Genomic DNA, 18,557 nt, shown 5'->3' on the forward strand with positions numbered 1-18,557 from the left:
TGGTCCGGTTTAGCACGCTCGCCGACCGCGGCAACACGCGGTTCGATCAGATGTGGATATGTGATTCGGCGCTTGAAACGAGCCGTCCGGACCTTGCACACGGGGTCGAAAACCCCGATTCTATAGACCAGATGACCGCTGCTCCGAATCTCGTCAACGCGCCCGAATTCACCGTCTCGGAACTCTCCTCCGCCCTGAAGCGGACGGTGGAGGACCGGTTCGGCCATGTCCGCGTCCGCGGCGAGATCTCCGGCTTTCGCGGCCCGCACTCCTCCGGCCACTGCTATTTCGCGCTGAAGGACGAGAGCGCCAAGATCGAGGCGGTGATCTGGAAGTTCGCCCATGCCCGGATGCGCTTCAAGCCGCAGGAAGGGCTCGAGGTCATCGCCACCGGCAAGCTGACCACCTATCCGAATTCCTCGAAGTACCAGATCGTCATCGACTCGCTGGAGCCGGCCGGCGTCGGCGCACTGATGGCGCTGATGGAGGAGCGCAAGAAGAAGCTCGCGGCCGAAGGCCTGTTCGACGAGGCCCGCAAGCAGCTGTTGCCCTGGCTGCCCGAGGTGATCGGCGTCGTCACCTCGCCGACCGGCGCGGTGATCCGCGACATCCTGCACCGGCTGGAGGACCGCTTTCCCCGCCGCGTGCTGGTCTGGCCGGTCAAGGTGCAGGGCGACGGCTCGGCCGAGCAGGTCGCGGCCGCGATCCGCGGCTTCAACGCGCTGCCGGAGGGCGGCCGGATCCCGCGGCCCGATCTGTTGATCGTCGCGCGCGGCGGCGGCTCGCTGGAGGACCTGTGGTCGTTCAACGAGGAGATCGTGGTCCGCGCAGCGTCCGAGAGCCACATCCCGCTGATCTCGGCGGTCGGCCACGAGACCGATATCACGCTGATAGACTTCGTCGCCGACAAGCGCGCGCCGACGCCGACCGCGGCCGCCGAAATGGCGGTGCCGGTGCGGAGCGAGTTGTTCGTCGAGGTTCAGGCGCTCGCCCGCCGCACCATGGTGTGCTGGCAGCGCGCCCAGGAGGCCCGCCGCACCGAGCTCCGTGCCGCGGCACGGGCGCTGCCCGCGGCGAACGAACTGCTGGCGATCCCGCGGCAGCGGCTCGATCATCTCGCAGCCGGGCTGCCGCGCGCCCTGAAGGCCAATACGCACGCGCATTTCCGCCGCTTTGCCGCGTCGAGCTCGCGCCTCACCATCGGCGTGCTGCGCGGCCAGGTCGCGCATGCAAGGCAGCGGCTCACCGCATCCGGCGAGCGCATCACGCTGTCGGCGCGCGCGCTGCTGCATCGCAGGCGCGAGCGCTTCAGCGGGCTCGAGATCCGGCTCAAGGCCTCGAAGCTCGCCAATGCCAAGGCGCAGCGCAACGCGATCGCCCGCGATCTCGAGCGCACCCACCGCCTCGCCGAGCGCGCCCGCCGCGCGCTGCTGACGACGATGCAACGGCTCGAAGCGCGGGTCGCCCATCGCAGCCAGCTGCTATCGGCGCTGTCCTATCGCGGCGTGCTGGCGCGCGGCTTCGCGCTGGTGCGCGACGCGCAGGGACACGCGCTCCATTCCGCCGCGGCGGTCGGCCCCAGCGCCGACGTGTCGATCGAGTTCGCCGATGGCCGCGTCGCCGCCACCACGAATGCCGATCAGCCCGCGGCGACGGCGACGCCCGAGAGCCAACCGAAGCCGCGCGAGGCGAAACCGGCGGCGCCGAAGCGCGTCACCAAGCCGGTCGATCAGGGCAGCTTGTTTTAGCGCGACAGCCACTCCGCGACCTGTTTCTGCGCGTCCTTGCGCGCATCCGCATCGGTGCCGATATGGCCGCGCTCGGCGATCTCGGCGTCGGAGGCTGCGACCACATGCAGCGGCAGGTTAGCACGGTCGAAATCGTGATAGGCTTCGGGATAGACCACGATCCGCGCCAGCGCGCTGCGGCCGCGCGCGCCGTCGACCATCTGGTGGCAGGCCGATGATGAGGCGACATCGTCGCGCGCGCCGATCAGAACCAGCGTCGGCACCCGCGCGCTCCAGCCGAGGCCGAACGAGGTGCGGCAATCCGGATAGAACGCGACGGCCGAGCGGAAGTCCGGCTCGCCATTGCGCGACCACACCTGCGGCCGCACCGCCCACAGCAAGGCGGCCGCGCCGTTGCCCCAGCCGATCAGGCTGATGCGGCTCTTCGCCACCCATTTCTGCTGCACCAGCCACTGCCTCGCGGCGTTGATATCCGCAACCCGGGCACGGCGAGTCTGGACCTGATGCTCCTTGATGCGGCACTGCGGACCAAGCCCGCGCGAGCCGTAACTGTCCGGCAGCAGCACCGCATGCCCTGATGTGAGCAGCTGCTCGGCCCAATCGCGGTAGCGCGGCAGCACGGCCTCGGAACGGCCGGCGAGACCGCCGCAGCCATGCAGCGCCATCACCGTCGGGAACGGGCCGTCGCCATCGGGCCGGTAGAGCTGCGCGTGCAGCGTGACGTTACCTTCGGGAATCTCGACCTGACGCGGGGCCGGCAGCGGCGCCGCGGCCGCGGCCGGCACGGCAAGCATCGCGAGGCACATGAAAACTGACTTGAGGCGCATCCGATCCGGCCGGCTCGTCATGGCGCTGCAAAACACAGCGGACCACATCCGCAACGCTACCATGCGCTTTCGCCGCCAAATCATCACAAGTCGGTGGTTTAACGGGCGGACATGACACCCTATCTGTGATAGACGGCTTCATGAACATTAAGGCTGCCTCATCGGAGGCGCCTTTTTCAGAGGTAAGGCGGAGAGCTCAAACGTGCTGAACAAGTTCGGTCCCTCGGGCCATGGCGAAGCGCAGGTGCAATATCTCGACGGCGATTTCCGCGTGGTCTCGCCCGGCACCTTTGTGCGTTGTGCCATCACCGACGTCCGGATTCCGCTCGACGAGCTGAAGTACTGGAGCGTCGACCTGCAGGAGGCCTACGCCACGCCGACCGCCGTGCTGCAGCGCCACCATCCCGGCGTGCTCAAGCCGCAGGCCTGAGCTCAGGGCTGGGTTCATCTCCGCAACCTCCTGTCCCGCGCCTTGAACAGCTGATCGATCACGAAGCGCCGCAGCGCGGCAGCATCGTCGAATTGCATCCTCACTGCGAACGGCACGATCGCCTGTGCCGAGGCCGGCACCCCGTCCGGACCGCGCAACCGCGTCAGATCCTTTTCCGTCGTCACCAGCGTCAGCCCATCGCTTCGCGCGTCGGCCGCGAGCTGTTCGATCTCGTCCGCCGTGAAGGCGTGGTGATCGGGGAAAGCTCGGCTGCGCACGACGTCGACGCCGCTCGAACGCAGCGTATTGAAGAAGCGCGCGGGATCACCGATGCCGGCAAAGGCGAGCGTACGCGCGCCGCGCAGCGCCGCCAGTGAAGCCTGATCCGGCTTCAGACGCGCAGACAACACCGGCTTGCCACGCGATGCGAGATCGCCCGCGAACTTTGCTGCCGCGTTCCCCTCGCCGACCACGATCAGTGCGTCGGTTCGCGCGAGCTGCGGCGACAGCGGTGCGCGCAACGGGCCTGCCGGAATGACGCGGCCATTGCCGACGCCGCGCGTGCCGTCGATCACGATCAGGCAGGTGTCCTTGACCACGGATGGATTCTGGAATCCGTCATCCATCAGAATCACGCTCGCATCCTGCGCGCGCGCCAGCGCGAGGCCCGCGGCGCGGTCGCGCGACACCACGACCGGCAAGGTCGCCGCCATCATCAGCGGTTCGTCGCCGACATCGGCCGCCGTGTGGCTATTACGATCGACCTTGACCGGTCCGGCAAGCCTGCCGCCATAGCCGCGGCTGAGCACCACCGGCCGCTCGCCGAGCTCCTGCAGCAGCTTTGCGAGCGCCAGCACCGTCGGCGTCTTGCCAGCGCCGCCGACATGATAGTTGCCGACGCAAATCACGGGAATGCCGGCATCGGCGCCGGGTTGCCGCATCCGCCGCGCGGCGACCGCGCCGTACAGCGCGGCAAGGGGGCTCAACAGAGATGCGATCCGAGACGACGGCCGGTGCCAGAAGGCCGGCTCACGCATTGGCCGCTCCCATCTCGAGCCGCAACTGCAACAGATAAGGCTCGAGAGCGTTCACCGTGCGCTGCAGCGCACCACCGAGCTGTTCGACGACGCGCTCGGAGGCGGCGAGCGACGCATCACGCGACGCGGGATCGGCGAGAAACTGGCCGAGCTGCTTGACCAGCGCGTCCCGGTCGTCGGCGCGCCGCGCGCCGCCGCTACGATCGAGCGCCTCATAGACATCGGTGAAATTGAACACGTGCGGGCCGTGCACGATGGCAGCGCCAAGCTTGATCGCCTCGATCGGATTCTGGCCGCCATGCTCGACCAGCGAGCCGCCCATGAACACGATCGGCGCGAGGCGGTAGAACAGGCCGAGCTCGCCCATCGTATCGGCGACGTAGATATCTGTTGTCGCGACCGGCAGGTCCTCATGCGAGCGCAGGCCGGGACGCAGCCCGGCATCCGTCACGAGTTGTGCGACTGCCTCACCGCGATGGGCATGCCGCGGCACGATCACCGTGAGCAGCCCGGGGAAGAATTTGGCGAGCGATTTGTGCGCCTCGATCAGGATCTCTTCCTCGCCGGGATGGGTCGATGCGGCGACCACGATCGCGCGGCCGCGCGTCACCGACATCAGCCGCTCCAGCTTGGCCGGATCGGCCGGCGGCGCGGCGACGTCGAGCTTGAGGTTGCCGGTGACGACGACGTTGGGGCTGCCGAGCGCGGCAAAGCGTTCGGCGTCGGTCTTCGACTGCGCGAGGCAGATGTCGAACCGTCCGAGCAGCGCGCCGATGGTGTTGGAGACCCGGCGCCAGCGCGGGAACGAGCGCTGCGACATCCGTCCGTTGATCAGGACCATCGGCAGCCGCCGCGCGGCGCTCGACAGGATCAGGTTCGGCCACAAATCGGACTCGATGAACAGCGCCAGCGACGGACGCCAGTGATCGAGGAAGCGCGCGACATAGCGCGGCGAGTCATACGGCACGTATTGATGGATCACGTCGGGCGGAAAACGCTTGGCGACGATCGCGGCCGAGGTCACCGTCCCCGAGGTGAGCAGGATGCGCAGATTGAGCGCGCGCAGCCGTTCGATCAGCCCCACCGCCGCCAGCACCTCGCCGACGCTGGCGCCGTGAATCCACACCAGCGGGCCCTGCGGCCTGGTGTCGGCGCTGACGCCACGCCGCTCGCCGACGCGTTCGGGATCTTCCTTGCCGAGCTTGAGCCGCCGCTTGATCAGCGCAGGCGCGAGCGGCACCATCGCGGACGACAGCTTGCGGTAGACGCGCAACGTCATCGGTAGCGAGCTAGCCAAGCGTTGCCTCCGGCCGCCCGACCGCTGCATAAGCGCGCCGGGTCGCTTCGTTGAGCAAATTCTCCACGTGCTGCCGAAGCTTTTCCATCGTCGCGGCGTCGGCATCCGGCGGCACATAGACCGGCTCAATACCTACCACTGCGCCGCGCCCGAATGGCAAATTGATGGTGGTCGAATCCCAGTTTTTCAACCGGATGAATCGGCTGGTGACCATCGCAAAGGGGACGATCGGCCGGCCGGTTTCCCGCGCCAGCATGATGGCCCCGAGACCGGCCACCCGCGCCCGCTTCGGCACGTCGGCCGTGGTCGCCATGTTACAGCCGTCCTCCAGCGCCCGCACCATCTCGAGGAAGGCCCCGACGCCGCCCTTGCGATGGAACGCGCCGGAATGGTCGCCGGAACCTCTGATGGTGCCGATGCCGAGCCGCTCCACCGCGAGGGCGTTGAACTCGCCATCGCGGTGGCGGGAGATCAGGACCTTGGCGCGGTAACTTGCCTTGGTCTTGATGAACGGCGTCATGAAGTGCTGGCCGTGCCAGAACACGAAGATCGCCGGCATCAGGGGCTCGACGATCGCGTAGACGTCAGACGGCTGATAGATGAAGCGGTTGGTGTACCAGACCAGCCGCAGATATTCGGCCGCAAGCACACCCAGCGCGCGCTGCACGAAGCCGCTGCGCAGCAGATCGCGAAGAAGTCGTTTCAATGGGAATGCTTTGTGTCCTGCTCAGGATCGAGCAACCGGTGGAGGTGAACGACGAAATAGCGCATCTGGGCGTTGTCCACCGTCGCTTGCGCCTTCGCCTTCCAGGCCGCATAGGCGGTCGCGTAGTTCGGGTAGACGCCGACGATCTCGACTTCGTCCAGATTCTTGAAGGTGTTGTGCTCGAGATCGGTCAACTCGCCGCCGATAACGAGGTGAAGCAGCTGCGGCTGGGCATTGTCTGACATGATGGTGGCTTTCCTAACGAGATGCCCGGCAAAGAACTGAAGTCGTGGTCGTCACAGGTCGTGTCGTCGCAAGTCTGGTCGTCACAAGTCTGGTCGTCACAGGTCTGTCGTAACAAGTCTGGTTGTCACAATCGGAAGCGCGGAGCGGATCGGCGAGGCCTCACGGCAACGGACGGCTGCGAAAATGCTCGACAATGCGTGCATGACGTTCGCGTCCTGCTGCCACTAGCACCCCATGCGTCACCTCCCGGCGATTGTACTCAATCGCTTCCCCCGAGAGCGCGGTCATCTTACCACCCGCTTCCTGCACGATCAAATTCGCGGCGGCAAGATCCCAGTCGCGGCTTTGCCCGCCCGCGAAGGCCGCGTCAAGTCGACCTTGTGCTACGCGGCACAACCGCAACGCCAGCGATCCGATCCGCGGAAACAGCGTGATCTCGTCCGGCGTCGGGCTGAGCCGCTGCACCAGCGGTTTCGGTCCGGCCATGCGGGGAAAATTGAAATCGGTGCCTGTGGTCGCGTGCACGGCGGCGTCGTTCAGGGTTGCGCCCTGCCCGCGGGCGGCGAAGAAGAATTCCTCGCTCACCGGCGCATACACCGCCGCGAGCACCGGAGATGCGTTTTCAACCAGCGCCACACTGACGCACCAATCCTCGCGCCCGGCGAGATAGGCGCGGGTGCCGTCGATCGGATCGACGATCCAGGTGAAGCGCTTGCCGAGCCTGCTCTCGCTATCGGCGCTCTCCTCCGACAGCCAGCCATAGGCAGGCGTTGCCGAACGCAGCTGCTGCTCCAAGAGATCGTTGACCGCAATGTCGGCCTCGGAGACCGGCGAGGACGCGCCCTTGATCCAGTTCTTCAATTCGGTGCGGAACAGCGACAATGCGAGCCGGCCCGCTTCCTGCACCGATCTGGTCAGCAAGGCGGCATCGCGCGCCTTGGTCCAATCGTCCGTATCAGCGTCCGCCAAGCGTCAGACCCTCGATGCGCAGCGTCGGCGAATTGACGCCGTAGCGGAACTCCAGATCGTTGGCGGCGACCAGCGACTTGAACATCGGCAGCAGATGGCCGGCGATGGTCACTTCGCTGACCGGATAGGTGATCTCACCATTTTCGATCCAGAAGCCGGACGCGCCTCGGCTGTAATCGCCGGTCACGCCGTTGACGCCGGAGCCGATCAGGTCGGTGACATAGAAGCCCTGCTTGATGTCGGAGATCAGCTCCTTCGGCGTCACCGCACCGGGCTCGAGATGCAGATTGTATGTTCCCGGCGACGGCGAGGACGAGACGCCGCGATGCGCATGCCCTGTCGTGACCAGGCCGAGCTCGCGCGCGGTCGCGGAGTCCAGCACCCAAGTGGTCAGCACGCCTTCGTCGATCAGCGCGATCTTCTTTACCTTGACGCCCTCGGCATCGAAGGTCTGCGAGCGCAGGCCACGCACGCGCAAGGGATCGTCGATGATGCGGATGTCCTTGGAGAACAGCTGTTCGCCGAGCTTGTCCTTCAGGAAGCTGGTCTTGCGCGCGATCGAGGCGCCGTTGATGGCGCCGACCAGATGACCGACGATCGAGCCGGCAACCCGCGGATCGAACACCACAGGCACCTTGCAGGTCTCGACCTTGCGCGGGTTCGACCGCGCCACCGCGCGCTCGCCGGCCTTGCGGCCAACGGTCGTGGGTGAATCGAGATCGGAGGCATGCGGCGCGCTGGTGAAGTCGTAGTCGCGCTCCATGCCGGTGCCCTCGCCGGAAATCGCCGTCGTCGAGATGCCGTGGCTGGAGCGCAGATAAGAACCGTGGAAACCGGTCGACGTCACCAGCACCATGCCGCCGATGCCGGTCGAGGCCGACGCACCGCCGGACTTGGTGACGCCCTTGACCGCGAGCGCCGCAGCCTCGGCCGCGATGGCGCGCTGCTCAAGCTCGGCCGTGGTCGGAACATTGCGGTCGAGCAGATCGAGGTCGGGGAAATCATGCGCATGGAGCGCGGGATCGGCCAGGCCGACATATTTGTCGTCCGGCGCCACGCGCGCCATCGCGACCGCCCGTTCGGCGAGCTTTGCGATCCCGTCGCCGGTGACATCATTGGTCGACACCACGGCCTGGCGCTGGCCGACGAACACCCGCAGGCCCACATCATCGCCCTCGGAGCGCTCGGTTTCCTCGACCCGGCCATCGCGCACCTCGACGCCTTGCGAGACGCCGCGCACCGCGATGGCATCGGCGGCGTCGGCGCCCGCGCGCTTGGCGGCATCGACCAGGCGCTGCGCGAGGTCGCTGAGCGCGGATTGGTCGAACAGATCGGAGGTATCACCGTGTCGCGATGCAGATGGTGAAGAGTTCACGAACGAATTCCTGCGGATTGAGGGGGGCCCGGAACGAAGTCGACAGACCTAACCAGATGTGCCGGATTCACAGGGATTTCAAGCACTTTGCACCGGCAGGCAACAAAGATTTGAGTGATCGGTGCAAGGCTTCGTCAATCATGCGGGCCAACCTCTTGTCAATCATGGCGCCAGGTGAGGAGCGATTAACCAGGCTTTTTAAGCTGAAACGGCAATCGGTCGGCTAGGCTCTCACACATCGACCGGGAACATAATCCCGGCGGGGAGACTAGAGCTTTGAGGCGTCAAACACCAACAAGCGGAATCAATTCCGCCGGGTCGAGCTGCGCAATGCGGCTCGACCCACTTTCCCTTCCGCTCAGCTTCCACGCGCAGGATGCGCGCGCGGACGGCGGCATGCGGCAGGTCGAGCTTCATCGCGAACATGTCGTGCTACGCCGCGCCGTCCTCGGCATGCGGATGGCGGTCAATGTCCGCGTCAGCGATTTCCTCGGCGTCGCGCTGCGCGGCATCGACGACGCGCAGATGCTGGTGCTGGTGCACCGCGATCCCGCGCTCTCCATTCCGCTCGGCTCCAGTTCGGATGCCGATGAAATCACCTCCGCCTGGCAGATGTGGAGCGACATCTTCCGTTTGCCGCAACTGAGCGAGCCGGCACCGCGGACGCCTTCGGCGCGCCGCCGCCGCCGCAACGCGATCCGCGCGCGCCGCCCGAAATTCCTGGTCCGCCGCCGCGCCGGATTCCGTCTCAACGAAGCCAGCGTGCATCGCGACGAGCGCGAGATCATCGCGCGGGATTAGTCTCACCGTCTCACGCTCCATCTACCTCACCATCGGTGTCGTCCTGGCGAAAGCCAGGACCCAACCACCGAGTTTGATTGTGAACGGGATCGTGGCCCCGGCGTCGCGCAACGATGGGCAGCTGGGGTAATGGGTCCTGGCTTTCGCCAGGACGACGCTGGTGGATGGTTCTCGCTTCATCGTCTCACACCACGCGATTCACAGCACTCGATGTCATCACCCGCGAAAGTGGGTGATCCAGTATTCCAGAGACAGCAGTGATTGAGCCGAGAAGCCGCGGCGTACTGGATCGCCCGGTCCCGTCTCCGCCAAGGCTTCGACGAGGCCATGCATCCCAGGCGCGCCGAAGCTTTAGCGGAGGCGGCGAGCCGGGCGATGGACAGTTGAGGGTGGGGACGCAGCGTCGCATGCTCGCGTGAGGGACGCACCACCATCGCTCGTCATTCCGGGGCAGCCCGTAGGGCTGAGCCCGGAATCCATCACGCCACAGAACAAGTGGGGGAATGGATTCCGGGCTCGACGCTTCGCGTCGCCCCGGAATGACGAGAGCGTGCTACCCCGCCCGCATCACCGCATCGACGACCAGGCTCGCGAACAGGATGAAGCCGGCGTCGCGGTTGGATTTGAAGATGCGCAGGCAGAGCGCGCCGTCGCTGGTGTCGAGACGACGGACCTGCCAGCCAAGATGCAGCGCGAACGCCGCAAGGCCGATCCAGGCCGGCCAGCGTGCGCCTGCCAGCGCGAACGCCACGCCGATCAAGAACACGGCGAGACCATAGAAAATCACCAGCGCGCGATGGGTGCGCGCGCCGAACAGGCGCGCGGTGGATTTGACGCCGATCAGCGCATCATCCTCGGCATCCTGATGGGCGTAGATGGTGTCGTAGGCGATCACCCAGGCGATCGATCCGGCGTAGAGCGCGATCGCGGTCAGATCGATGCGTTCGAGCGTCACCGCAAATCCCATCAGCGCGCCGTAGGAGAAGGCGAGGCCGAGCACGACCTGCGGCCACCAGGTGATCCGCTTCATGAATGGGTAGATCGCGACGATCACCAGCGAGGCGATGCCGGTCATGACCGCGAAGCGGTTGAACTGCAGCAGCACGAGAAGCCCGATCAGCGCCTGCAGCACCATGAAGATCACGGCCTGCGTCACCGTCACCTGCCCGGCCGGGATCGGCCTCGACCGCGTGCGCTCGACCCTGGCGTCGAGATCGCGGTCGGTGATGTCGTTCCAGGTGCAGCCGGCGCCGCGCATCACGAAGGCGCCGATGAAGAACAGCAGGACTGTGAGCGGGAGCGAGCGAACATCATGCGCGACGCCGGCGGCGAGCGCCGCCGACCACCAGCATGGCATCAACAGCAGCCAGGAGCCGATCGGCCGATCGTAGCGCGCAAGCCGCAGATAGGGCCGCGACCAGACCGGCGCGTGCGTATCCACCCAGTTGCCTGTGGAGTCGGCAACGCGGGCGGATACGTCGCTCATCTGCGATCCATCATCGGGTCAGAACGTTGCCGTTCAGGGTGTCGAAGGTGCTGCCGCCCTTCTTGGTCGGGGTCGCTTCCGGCAGCGAGGCGGACGAGCCGAGCACGTCGCTGAGCGACGGCCCCGCGGGCCCGCGCGGCTGCGCCGCCGCCTGCTCAGCGACGTTGCAGACCTTCTTCAGCAGCGCTTCGGTATTCTTGTGACCGTCCTTGAGCTGGTTGGAGACCTGTGGCGGAATTCCGCACTTCGTCGCGTTGGTGTCGACGTACTTGATCATCTTGACTTCAGCCTGGCTGTAATTGCCGATCAGCTTGCAGGCCTCTTGCGGGCTGGCGTGCCGGTCGCTCGCCGCCTTGATCGCCTTGCCGCGCTTCTCGGTCTCTTCGCGCAGCGGCACGAAATCCTTCATGCAGGCGTCACCGGGACCCCCGCCACCACCGGCCCCCGGCGGAGGCGGTGGGGATGACAGACCGCCGCCGGCGATCGGAGCTGCACCATTGGACGGAAATGCCGACGGCGTAGCGCCGACCCTGGCCGCCGGCGCGCCGTTGACTGGCGGGAACGCAGGATCCGAAGCGGTGCCTGCCCGGCTCGGCCGCGCGCCGTTCACCGGCGGGAACGCGGGGTCGTTGACGGTGCCGGCCTGGCCAGGGAGCGGAGCCGGAAAAGCGCTCTGGGCAGCGGCCTGCCCCACGGACAGGGCGGTCGCAGCAACGGTCAGCACGATCAGTCGGCGGATCATCGAGGGTGTTTCTCCGGCAAAAGGTCCAGGCAACCCCAGCGCAACGAAAACGAAGCAACGAAATTTGGGGGCGTTTTACGATTCCTGTGAGCCCTTAACAACCCGTGGATTTGGGCGACAGCGCGGCGTAGGGCCACACCGGCCACATTAAATTGTTCCCGGATTCTAAGCCTTTAGGCTACGAACGGCGGTAAAACAGGCTTCAAATCTGCCTGAACAGGATTTTCGGGTCATGCGTCGCTTTGAATTTGCGCCCGCACCGACCGAACGACAAAAGGGGCCGCGTGCAAGCGACCCCTCGGACTTCAAAATGACTTGGTGACAGAAGCAATGTATCGACGCTTTCTTTCTACCCGGCCGGCGAGTTCATGGCGAGTCCGCGGGATTACGGTGTCGTTCAGTTTGGTAAACTTGCCGAGCTGCAGTGAAGCCGCCGCAGCGCTGGTGAACGATGTCCGTCAGGGAATTTGAAGATCCTCCCCGAAACATGCCCGAACACGATTTTCGCAGCCCCCGTCTGTTCGTCGATGCGCCGCTTGGCGCCGGTGCAACCGTTTCGCTCGAACGCGACCAGAGCAATTATCTCGGCAACGTGCTGCGGCTTGGCTCCGGCGACACCGTCCTGGTGTTCAACGGGCGCGACGGCGAATGGCGCGCGGCGATTTCCGGCCGCAAGCGCGCCGATACGCTGACGATCACGGCGCAGACCCGCGCGCAGGATCGCCTGCCCGACGTCGCCTATGTGTTCGCGCCGCTGAAGCATGCGCGGCTCGACTACATGGTGCAGAAGGCCGTCGAGATGGGCGCCGCGCGGCTGGTGCCGGTGCTGACCCGCTTCACCCAGGTATCGCGGGTCAATGGCGAACGGATGCGCGCCAACGTGGTCGAGGCCGCCGAGCAATGCGGCATCATCTCGCTTGCCGAGGTCGCCGATCCCCTTCCGCTCGAGCGCTTCCTCGCCGGCCGCGACCAGGCGCGGTTATTGGTGTTCTGCGACGAGGCGGCCGATGTCGAAAACCCGGTGCAGGCGTTGCAGGCGGCGAAGGCTGCGAATGCCGGGATCGATGTCCTGGTCGGCCCCGAAGGCGGCTTTGCCGAGGAGGAACGCGCGCTGCTGCTGCGCCAGCCCACCATCCTCCGCCTCGCACTCGGCCCGCGCATCCTGCGCGCCGACACCGCCGCCGTCGCCGCGCTGGCGCTGGTGCAGGCAGCGCTCGGGGATTGGCGTGGCAGTGATGGACGCACCAGCGGACGGGTTCCCTCCCCCCTTGCGGGGGAGGGTTAGGGAGAGGGGTGCCGCTTGCTCCGTCGTGTGACGGTTCGCGCGGATTCACGCTCGCGACGTTCGCGCGACAACGGCTGGATTGCGGAGAGCCATAAAAATCTCGACCGCTGGAGCCCGGGGCTTACCCCTCTCCCCGCCCCTCCCCCGCAAGGGGGAGGGAGCCTGAGAGGCGTGCTCACCTCACTCGCAATTCGGCGCGCCCGGCCCCTAGCCAAGCCGTCGCAAAATCGTTAACGAACCCAATCATTAAGCCACTTGGCTGATCTTTGGCTGATCCCTGTCGTAACCATGGATCGGCCATGCTAAGGGCTCCGCCAACACCACCTATGGAACCGGCCTCGAAACGCGATTGCGGGGCGAATTGGACCTCGAGATGACCGAAGCTGCCGCACCACGATCCGCCGCCGGATCCGCCCCAGGGGCAGCTTCCTGGGCGGATGCGCTGCTGGCCTCGTTCGCGCAGGCCGGTTACGTCAGGTCCGAACCCGCGATTCTGCAGCCGGCCGAGCCGTTCCTCGACCTCTCCGGCGAAGACATCCGCAAGAGCCTGTATCTGACGACCGACCCGAGCGGCGAAGAGCTCTGCCTGCGCCCGGACCTCACGATCCCGGTGGCGCGCGACTACCTCGCCTCGCCTCGCGCCGGCCAACCTGCCGGCTTCAGCTATCTCGGCCCGGTGTTCCGCTATCGCGGCGGCGCGCCGAGCCAGTTCCTGCAGGCCGGCATCGAATCCTTCGGACGGCAGGACCGCGCCGCGGCCGACGCCGAGATGCTGGCGCTGGCGCTGGAGGCGACCACCGCGTTCGGGCTGACGGACGTCGAGATCCGCACCGGCGACGTCGCGCTGTTCAACGCGCTGATCGATGCGCTGGAGCTCTACCCGGTGTGGCGGCGCCGCCTGATCAAGGATTTCAACCGCAAGGTCTCGCTGACCGACGACATCGAGCAGCTGACACTCTCGACCGCGCCGGGCCGCAACGAATATGAGGGCGTGCTCGCGGCGCTCGCCGGCTCCGACCGCAAGGCGGCGCTGGCGCTGGTCACCGACCTGATGTCGATCGCCGGCACCACCAATGTCGGCGGACGCACGGTCGCTGAGATCGCCGACCGCTTCCTCGAGCAATCGACCTTGAAGGCCGGCGCGCTGCCGCGCGATGCGGTCGCCACCATCAAGCGCTTCCTGTCGATCGCGGGCGATCCCGACGACGCGGTCGCGCAGCTGCGGGCGCTGGCCTCGGACGCCAAGCTCAACCTCACTGCTGCGATCGACCAGTTCGAGAGCCGGGTCGGCTTCATGGCCGCGCGCGGCATCGACATCAAGAAGACGCGGTTCTCCACCGCATTCGGCCGCGGCCTCGACTACTACACCGGCTTCGAATTCGAGCTGCACGCCAAGGGTAACGGCAGCGAGCCGCTGGTCGCGGGCGGCCGCTATGACGGGCTGATGTCGCAGCTCGGATCGGCCAATCCGATCCCCGCGGTCGGTTTCTCGGTCTGGATCGAGGCGATGACCCGGCATGGCAAGGCCGCCGGCCGCGGAGCCACCCAATGAGCACGCCCTTCGTTGTCGCCGTTCCGTCCAAGGGACGCCTGCAGGAAAACGCGGAAAGCTTCTTCGCCCGCGCCGGGCTGACCCTGTCGAAGGCCGGCGGCGCGCGCGACTATCGCGGCACCATCGCCGGCGTCGACAATGTCGAGATCGCCTATTTGTCGGCGAGCGAGATCGCGGCCAATCTGGCGCGCGGCACGGTGCATCTCGGCGTCACCGGCGAGGACCTGGTGCGCGAGAGCATTCCGGATCCCGACAAGCGCGTGCTGATGATCGAAGGCCTCGGCTTCGGCTATGCCAATGTCGTGGTCGCGGTGCCGCAGGCCTGGATCGACGTCCGCACCATGGCCGACCTCGACGACGTCGCCGGCGGCTTCCGCGAGCAGCACAATCACCGCATGCGGGTTGCGACCAAATACATCAACCTGACGCGCGGCTTCTTTGCGAGGCACGGCGTCGGCGACTACCGCATCGTCGAGAGCGCCGGTGCGACCGAAGGCGCGCCCGCGGCCGGCACCGCCGAATTGATCGTCGACATCACCACGACAGGCGCAACGCTCGCCGCCAACGGGCTCAAGGTGCTCGACGACGGCGTGATGCTGCGCAGCCAGGCCAATTTGGTGGCTTCGAAGGATGCCGACTGGTCGACCGGCGCCCGCGAGACCGCGCGCGTGATCCTCGACCACATCGCCGCGCGGGCCCGCGCAGCCAAGTACCGCGAGGTCCGCACCCGCTTTGCCGGCTGCAACGACGCGCTGCTGTCCGAGGCGCATCAGCGCTTCGGCGTGGTCGCCCCGTTCGGCGGGCCGACCTCGTCGGGCATGCTTACGCTGCACTGCCCACCGGGCAAGCTCTACGCGCTCGGCAGCTTCCTGCGCGAGCACGGCGCTGAAACCGTCTCGGTGGTGTCGCTGGACTATGTGTTCGACCGCGAGAATCCGCTGTTCGCCAAGCTCGAGGCGTTCCTGCGACAATGAGTCGGCCCGGCCGTTCATCTTGGCGACAGGCGGCCGCCGGTACCATATTGTGTTCATGATCGCTCGTTGTGACGCGTTTTTCTTGCCGCGAAGGCGAACCCCACCCCGCATCAAGCGCGGGGCAGGCTTCGCCCGAAAACGCTCTTGTTCTGGAACCTGACCGATGATGCTGGGCTCTGACGTTTCCAGCCTGACCACGACCGCCAAGACCGCTGCCGCGCAGGGTCTGTCGATCGTCGTGCCCGTCTACAACGAGGCCGCCGGGCTCAGTGCGCTGCACCAACGGCTGATCGACCTTGCAAGGTCGCTGCGCGCTCGCTACGGCCTCGCCTGCGAAGTGGTCTATGTCGACGACGGCAGCGCGGACGATACGCTTGCGATCGCGCGCGGCCTGCCCGCCGATGGGCTCGACCTGCAGGTGGTGTCGCTGTCGCGCAATTTCGGCAAGGAGGCGGCGCTGATGGCCGGCCTCGACCACGCCCGCCGCGGCGCGGTGCTGTTCATGGATGGCGACGGCCAGCATCCGCCCACGCTGGTCGAGCAACTGGTCGCGCATTGGATCGATGACGGCTACGACGTGGTCTACACGGCGAAGGCGCATCGCGACAATGAATCGGCGGCGCGGCGGCTTGCCGTGCGCGGCTTCTACGCGCTGATCAACTGGGGCGCGCGGCAGCAGATCCCCGAGGATGCCGGCGACTTCCGCCTGCTGTCGCCGCGTGCGGCGGCGGCCTTGCGGCAATTGCCGGAGCGCAACCGCTTCTTCAAGGGCCTCGCCAGCTGGATCGGCTTCAAGCAGATCCGCGTCGACTACGAGCCGGCGCCGCGTGCGCATGGCGTCACCACCTTCAATGCGGGACGGCTGATCGGCCTCTCGATCGAAGGCCTGACCTCGTTCTCGGTGGCGCCGCTGCGCTTCGCCAGCCTGCTCGGCGCGCTGCTCGCAGGCGCCGCCTTCCTGTTCGGCCTCTCGATCCTTTGGGAAGTCTTGACCACCGGCAAGCAGGTCCCCGGCTATCCGTCGCTGATGATCGGCGTGATGACGATCGGCGGCGTGCAGCTGATCATGATCGGCATCGTCGGCGAATATATCGGCAAGATCCTCTCCGAGCTGAAAGCCCGGCCGATCTACTTCGTCGCCGAGCATACCGAGAAGCACGCCGACGGCGGCGCGACGCAAGATGCCTCCGAGCGGACCGCCGCCGAATGAGCGAAATTGCGCCGCGTCGGATCTGGCTGTGCGCTGACGATTATGGCTTGAGTGACGGCGTCAACCGCGCGATCCGCGATCTGATCGAGCGCGGCCGCCTCAATGCGGCGTCGGTGATGATGGTGACGCCGGCGATCGGCCGCGAGGCTGCGGCCGCATTGCAGGAATCGGTCGCGAAAAGCCCGCGCTGCGCGATCGGGCTGCACGTCACGCTGACCGCGCCGTTCCGGCCGCTGACCATGCATTTCCGTCCACTCGACGGCGACATGTTCCTGCCGTTCCCACGGCTGTTGCGCGCCGGGCTGATGCACCGGCTCGACGCCGAGCTGGTTCATGCCGAGGTGCTGGCGCAGCTCGACGCCTTCCACGACCTGTTCGGGCGCGCGCCCGATTTCGTCGACGGCCACCAGCACGCGCAGCTGTTCCCGCAGGTGCGCGACGGCTTCCTGCGCGCTGTGAAGGAACGCGCGCCGGACGCCTGGGTGCGGCAGTGCGGCCGCGAAGATCCTCTGGCGCGTCAGCTGGCGGCGCCGAAGGCACTGGTGCTCAACGTGCTCAGCACCCAGTTCCGGATCAAGGCGCAGCGATCCGGCCTGCGCTTCAACCCGGCCTTCGCCGGCGCCTATGATTTTACACGCGAGAACGATTTCGCGGCGCTGATGCGCGGCTTTCTCGACGGCCTGCCGGAGGACGGGCTGGTGATGTGCCATCCCGGTTTCGTCGATGAAACACTGAAGAACCTCGATCCGCTGACGACGCAGCGCGAGACCGAGCATGCCTATCTCGCCAGTGACGATTTCCCGGCGCTGCTGGGCCTGAATAAAGTTACACTCGAATAAAGTTACACGAGCCTGACAAGGTTCATAAAGAAACCTGCGGTCGTATTGTCGCATACATAAATTTAATTCTGGGCCCCACTCCTTGCGCCACAAAGCCCGTCCTACATCAGCCGCGCGCCGATTCGATCGACGCGATGGAGAACGCCATGACACCGCAAGAACGCCAATTGATCGACGATCTCTTCGACCGGCTCGCCAAGCTGGAGAATGCCCCGCGCGACAGCGAGGCCATGTCCGCGATCATGCAGGGCCTGCGCAACGCGCCGAATGCGGTCTACGCGCTGGTGCAGACCGCGCTGGTGCAGGACGAGGCGCTGAAGCGCGCCCATGATCGGATCCAGGAGCTCGAGGCTGCGGTCAGCCAGCAGCAGCCCGCACAGCAGCTGGGCGGCGGTTTCCTCGATTCGATGCGCGATGCGATCTTCGGCCAGGGACAAGGCCAGCCGCACGGCTCGGTGCCGCCGGTGCGCGCGCCCGACATGGGCAACCGCGATCCGGGCGGCAGCCGCCCGGTCTGGAACTCGGGCCAGGCGATCCAGCAGGCGGGTGGCGGCTATGGCCAGCCGCCGCAGCAATACAATCAGCCCCAATACAACCAGCCCTATGGCGGCCCGCCGGCCTTCGGCGGCGGCGCGCCCGGCAGCGGTGGCGGCTCGTTCCTCGGCACTGCGGCGGCGGCCGCGGCCGGCGTGGTCGGCGGCGGGCTGCTGCTCTCCAGCATCCGCGGCATGATGGGTGGCGGTCACCAGTCGCTGGCCGATGCCGGCAGCCTCACTGGTGGTTCGCGTCCCTGGGGCGGCGACCAGTCGTCGAGCGATCTCGCCCGTGACGCCGGGATCAACGATGTCAGTTCGTCCGGTCGCGACAGTGATTACGGCTCGCGCGCCGGCGCGTTCGACCAGGCGCAGGCCGACCGGGACAGTGACGATGATCAAGATGCCGACGACTTCGATGACAACGGCGGCGACGACAACAGCGATTACGCGTAAACGCGGTCGCTGGAACAACAACGGCCGCTCCAATCGAGCGGCCG

The 18,557-nt window shown here is 66.7% G+C and carries 18 protein-coding genes; 9 read left to right on the top strand and 9 right to left on the bottom strand.

All coding sequences use genetic code 11. The features are described 5' to 3' along the window. The first annotated feature begins 131 nt into the window (after positions 1 to 131). Complete coding sequence (gene xseA / locus QDT69_RS19910; protein ID WP_279708157.1) at positions 132 to 1,748, top strand: exodeoxyribonuclease VII large subunit; 1,617 nt, start codon at positions 132 to 134, stop codon at positions 1,746 to 1,748. On the opposite strand, the gene QDT69_RS19915 is transcribed toward xseA, so the two are convergent. Then, positions 1,745 to 2,575 carry a dienelactone hydrolase family protein gene (locus QDT69_RS19915; protein WP_279708233.1) on the bottom strand — a complete coding sequence of 277 codons (831 nt, stop codon included), beginning with the start codon at positions 2,573 to 2,575 and terminating at the stop codon, positions 1,745 to 1,747. The two genes, xseA and QDT69_RS19915, sit on opposite strands and share 4 nt — an antisense overlap. A 202-nt stretch (positions 2,576 to 2,777) precedes the next feature. Between QDT69_RS19915 and QDT69_RS19920 the strand changes: the two genes are divergently transcribed. Beyond that, positions 2,778 to 3,005: a DUF2093 domain-containing protein gene (locus QDT69_RS19920; protein WP_279708158.1), complete on the top strand. Its 228-nt coding sequence runs from the start codon at positions 2,778 to 2,780 to the stop codon at positions 3,003 to 3,005. Positions 3,006 to 3,019: 14 nt separating this feature from the next. Here the strand turns inward: QDT69_RS19920 and lpxK are convergent, their stop codons facing one another. The 6 genes from lpxK to QDT69_RS19950 all read right to left on the bottom strand — a co-directional run bounded on the left by lpxK (position 3,020) and on the right by QDT69_RS19950 (position 8,635). Next, entirely contained in the window at positions 3,020 to 4,042 is a 1,023-nt protein-coding gene (gene lpxK / locus QDT69_RS19925; RefSeq protein ID WP_279708159.1) for a tetraacyldisaccharide 4'-kinase, read from the bottom strand. Continuing rightward, entirely contained in the window at positions 4,035 to 5,369 is a 1,335-nt protein-coding gene (locus tag QDT69_RS19930; protein WP_279708160.1) for a 3-deoxy-D-manno-octulosonic acid transferase, read from the bottom strand. Before QDT69_RS19930 ends, lpxK begins: the two co-directional genes overlap by 8 nt. Further along, the gene (locus QDT69_RS19935) at positions 5,332 to 6,045 is read right to left on the bottom strand and encodes a lysophospholipid acyltransferase family protein (RefSeq protein ID WP_279708161.1); all 714 of its coding nucleotides are present in this window, start codon (positions 6,043 to 6,045) and stop codon (positions 5,332 to 5,334) included. The genes QDT69_RS19930 and QDT69_RS19935 overlap by 38 nt, the downstream gene beginning before the upstream one ends. After that, entirely contained in the window at positions 6,042 to 6,290 is a 249-nt protein-coding gene (locus QDT69_RS19940; RefSeq protein ID WP_050628541.1) for a DUF4170 domain-containing protein, read from the bottom strand. Before QDT69_RS19940 ends, QDT69_RS19935 begins: the two co-directional genes overlap by 4 nt. 160 nt (positions 6,291 to 6,450) lie before the next feature. Continuing rightward, positions 6,451 to 7,260 carry a 3'(2'),5'-bisphosphate nucleotidase CysQ gene (locus QDT69_RS19945; RefSeq protein WP_279708162.1) on the bottom strand — a complete coding sequence of 270 codons (810 nt, stop codon included), beginning with the start codon at positions 7,258 to 7,260 and terminating at the stop codon, positions 6,451 to 6,453. Then, on the bottom strand, positions 7,247 to 8,635 hold the full coding sequence (locus QDT69_RS19950) for a TldD/PmbA family protein (RefSeq protein WP_279708163.1): 1,389 nt from the start codon (positions 8,633 to 8,635) through the stop codon (positions 7,247 to 7,249). The genes QDT69_RS19945 and QDT69_RS19950 overlap by 14 nt, the downstream gene beginning before the upstream one ends. Before the next feature lie 276 nt (positions 8,636 to 8,911). On the opposite strand from QDT69_RS19950, the gene QDT69_RS19955 reads away from it, so the two are divergent. After that, entirely contained in the window at positions 8,912 to 9,436 is a 525-nt protein-coding gene (locus tag QDT69_RS19955) for a DUF6101 family protein (RefSeq protein ID WP_279708164.1), read from the top strand. 553 nt (positions 9,437 to 9,989) lie between these two features. On the opposite strand, the gene ubiA is transcribed toward QDT69_RS19955, so the two are convergent. Both ubiA and QDT69_RS19965 read right to left on the bottom strand, forming a co-directional pair. Then, complete coding sequence (gene ubiA, locus QDT69_RS19960; protein ID WP_279708165.1) at positions 9,990 to 10,922, bottom strand: 4-hydroxybenzoate octaprenyltransferase; 933 nt, start codon at positions 10,920 to 10,922, stop codon at positions 9,990 to 9,992. 10 nt (positions 10,923 to 10,932) lie between these two features. Then, positions 10,933 to 11,664 carry a hypothetical protein gene (locus QDT69_RS19965; protein WP_279708166.1) on the bottom strand — a complete coding sequence of 244 codons (732 nt, stop codon included), beginning with the start codon at positions 11,662 to 11,664 and terminating at the stop codon, positions 10,933 to 10,935. A 487-nt stretch (positions 11,665 to 12,151) separates the two neighbouring features. Here QDT69_RS19965 and QDT69_RS19970 point away from each other — a divergent pair, with 487 nt between their 5' ends. From QDT69_RS19970 to QDT69_RS19995, 6 genes are all read left to right on the top strand, one after another. Then, positions 12,152 to 12,949 (top strand): 16S rRNA (uracil(1498)-N(3))-methyltransferase, encoded by a 798-nt coding sequence (locus QDT69_RS19970; RefSeq protein ID WP_279708167.1) that lies wholly within the window; start codon positions 12,152 to 12,154, stop codon positions 12,947 to 12,949. Between the two features lie 373 nt (positions 12,950 to 13,322). After that, positions 13,323 to 14,501 (top strand): ATP phosphoribosyltransferase regulatory subunit, encoded by a 1,179-nt coding sequence (locus QDT69_RS19975; protein ID WP_279708168.1) that lies wholly within the window; start codon positions 13,323 to 13,325, stop codon positions 14,499 to 14,501. Beyond that, positions 14,498 to 15,475: an ATP phosphoribosyltransferase gene (hisG, locus tag QDT69_RS19980; protein WP_279708169.1), complete on the top strand. Its 978-nt coding sequence runs from the start codon at positions 14,498 to 14,500 to the stop codon at positions 15,473 to 15,475. Before QDT69_RS19975 ends, hisG begins: the two co-directional genes overlap by 4 nt. 163 nt (positions 15,476 to 15,638) lie before the next feature. Then, complete coding sequence (locus QDT69_RS19985) at positions 15,639 to 16,685, top strand: glycosyltransferase family 2 protein (protein WP_279708170.1); 1,047 nt, start codon at positions 15,639 to 15,641, stop codon at positions 16,683 to 16,685. Further along, entirely contained in the window at positions 16,682 to 17,524 is an 843-nt protein-coding gene (locus tag QDT69_RS19990; protein WP_279708171.1) for a ChbG/HpnK family deacetylase, read from the top strand. Before QDT69_RS19985 ends, QDT69_RS19990 begins: the two co-directional genes overlap by 4 nt. A gap of 146 nt (positions 17,525 to 17,670) precedes the next feature. After that, positions 17,671 to 18,513 (top strand): DUF2076 domain-containing protein, encoded by an 843-nt coding sequence (locus QDT69_RS19995; protein ID WP_279708172.1) that lies wholly within the window; start codon positions 17,671 to 17,673, stop codon positions 18,511 to 18,513. Positions 18,514 to 18,557: the final 44 nt, after the last annotated feature.

Source organism: Bradyrhizobium sp. CER78 (assembly GCF_029846235.1).
In the GTDB taxonomy this organism is placed as follows: Bacteria; Pseudomonadota; Alphaproteobacteria; order Rhizobiales; family Xanthobacteraceae; genus Bradyrhizobium.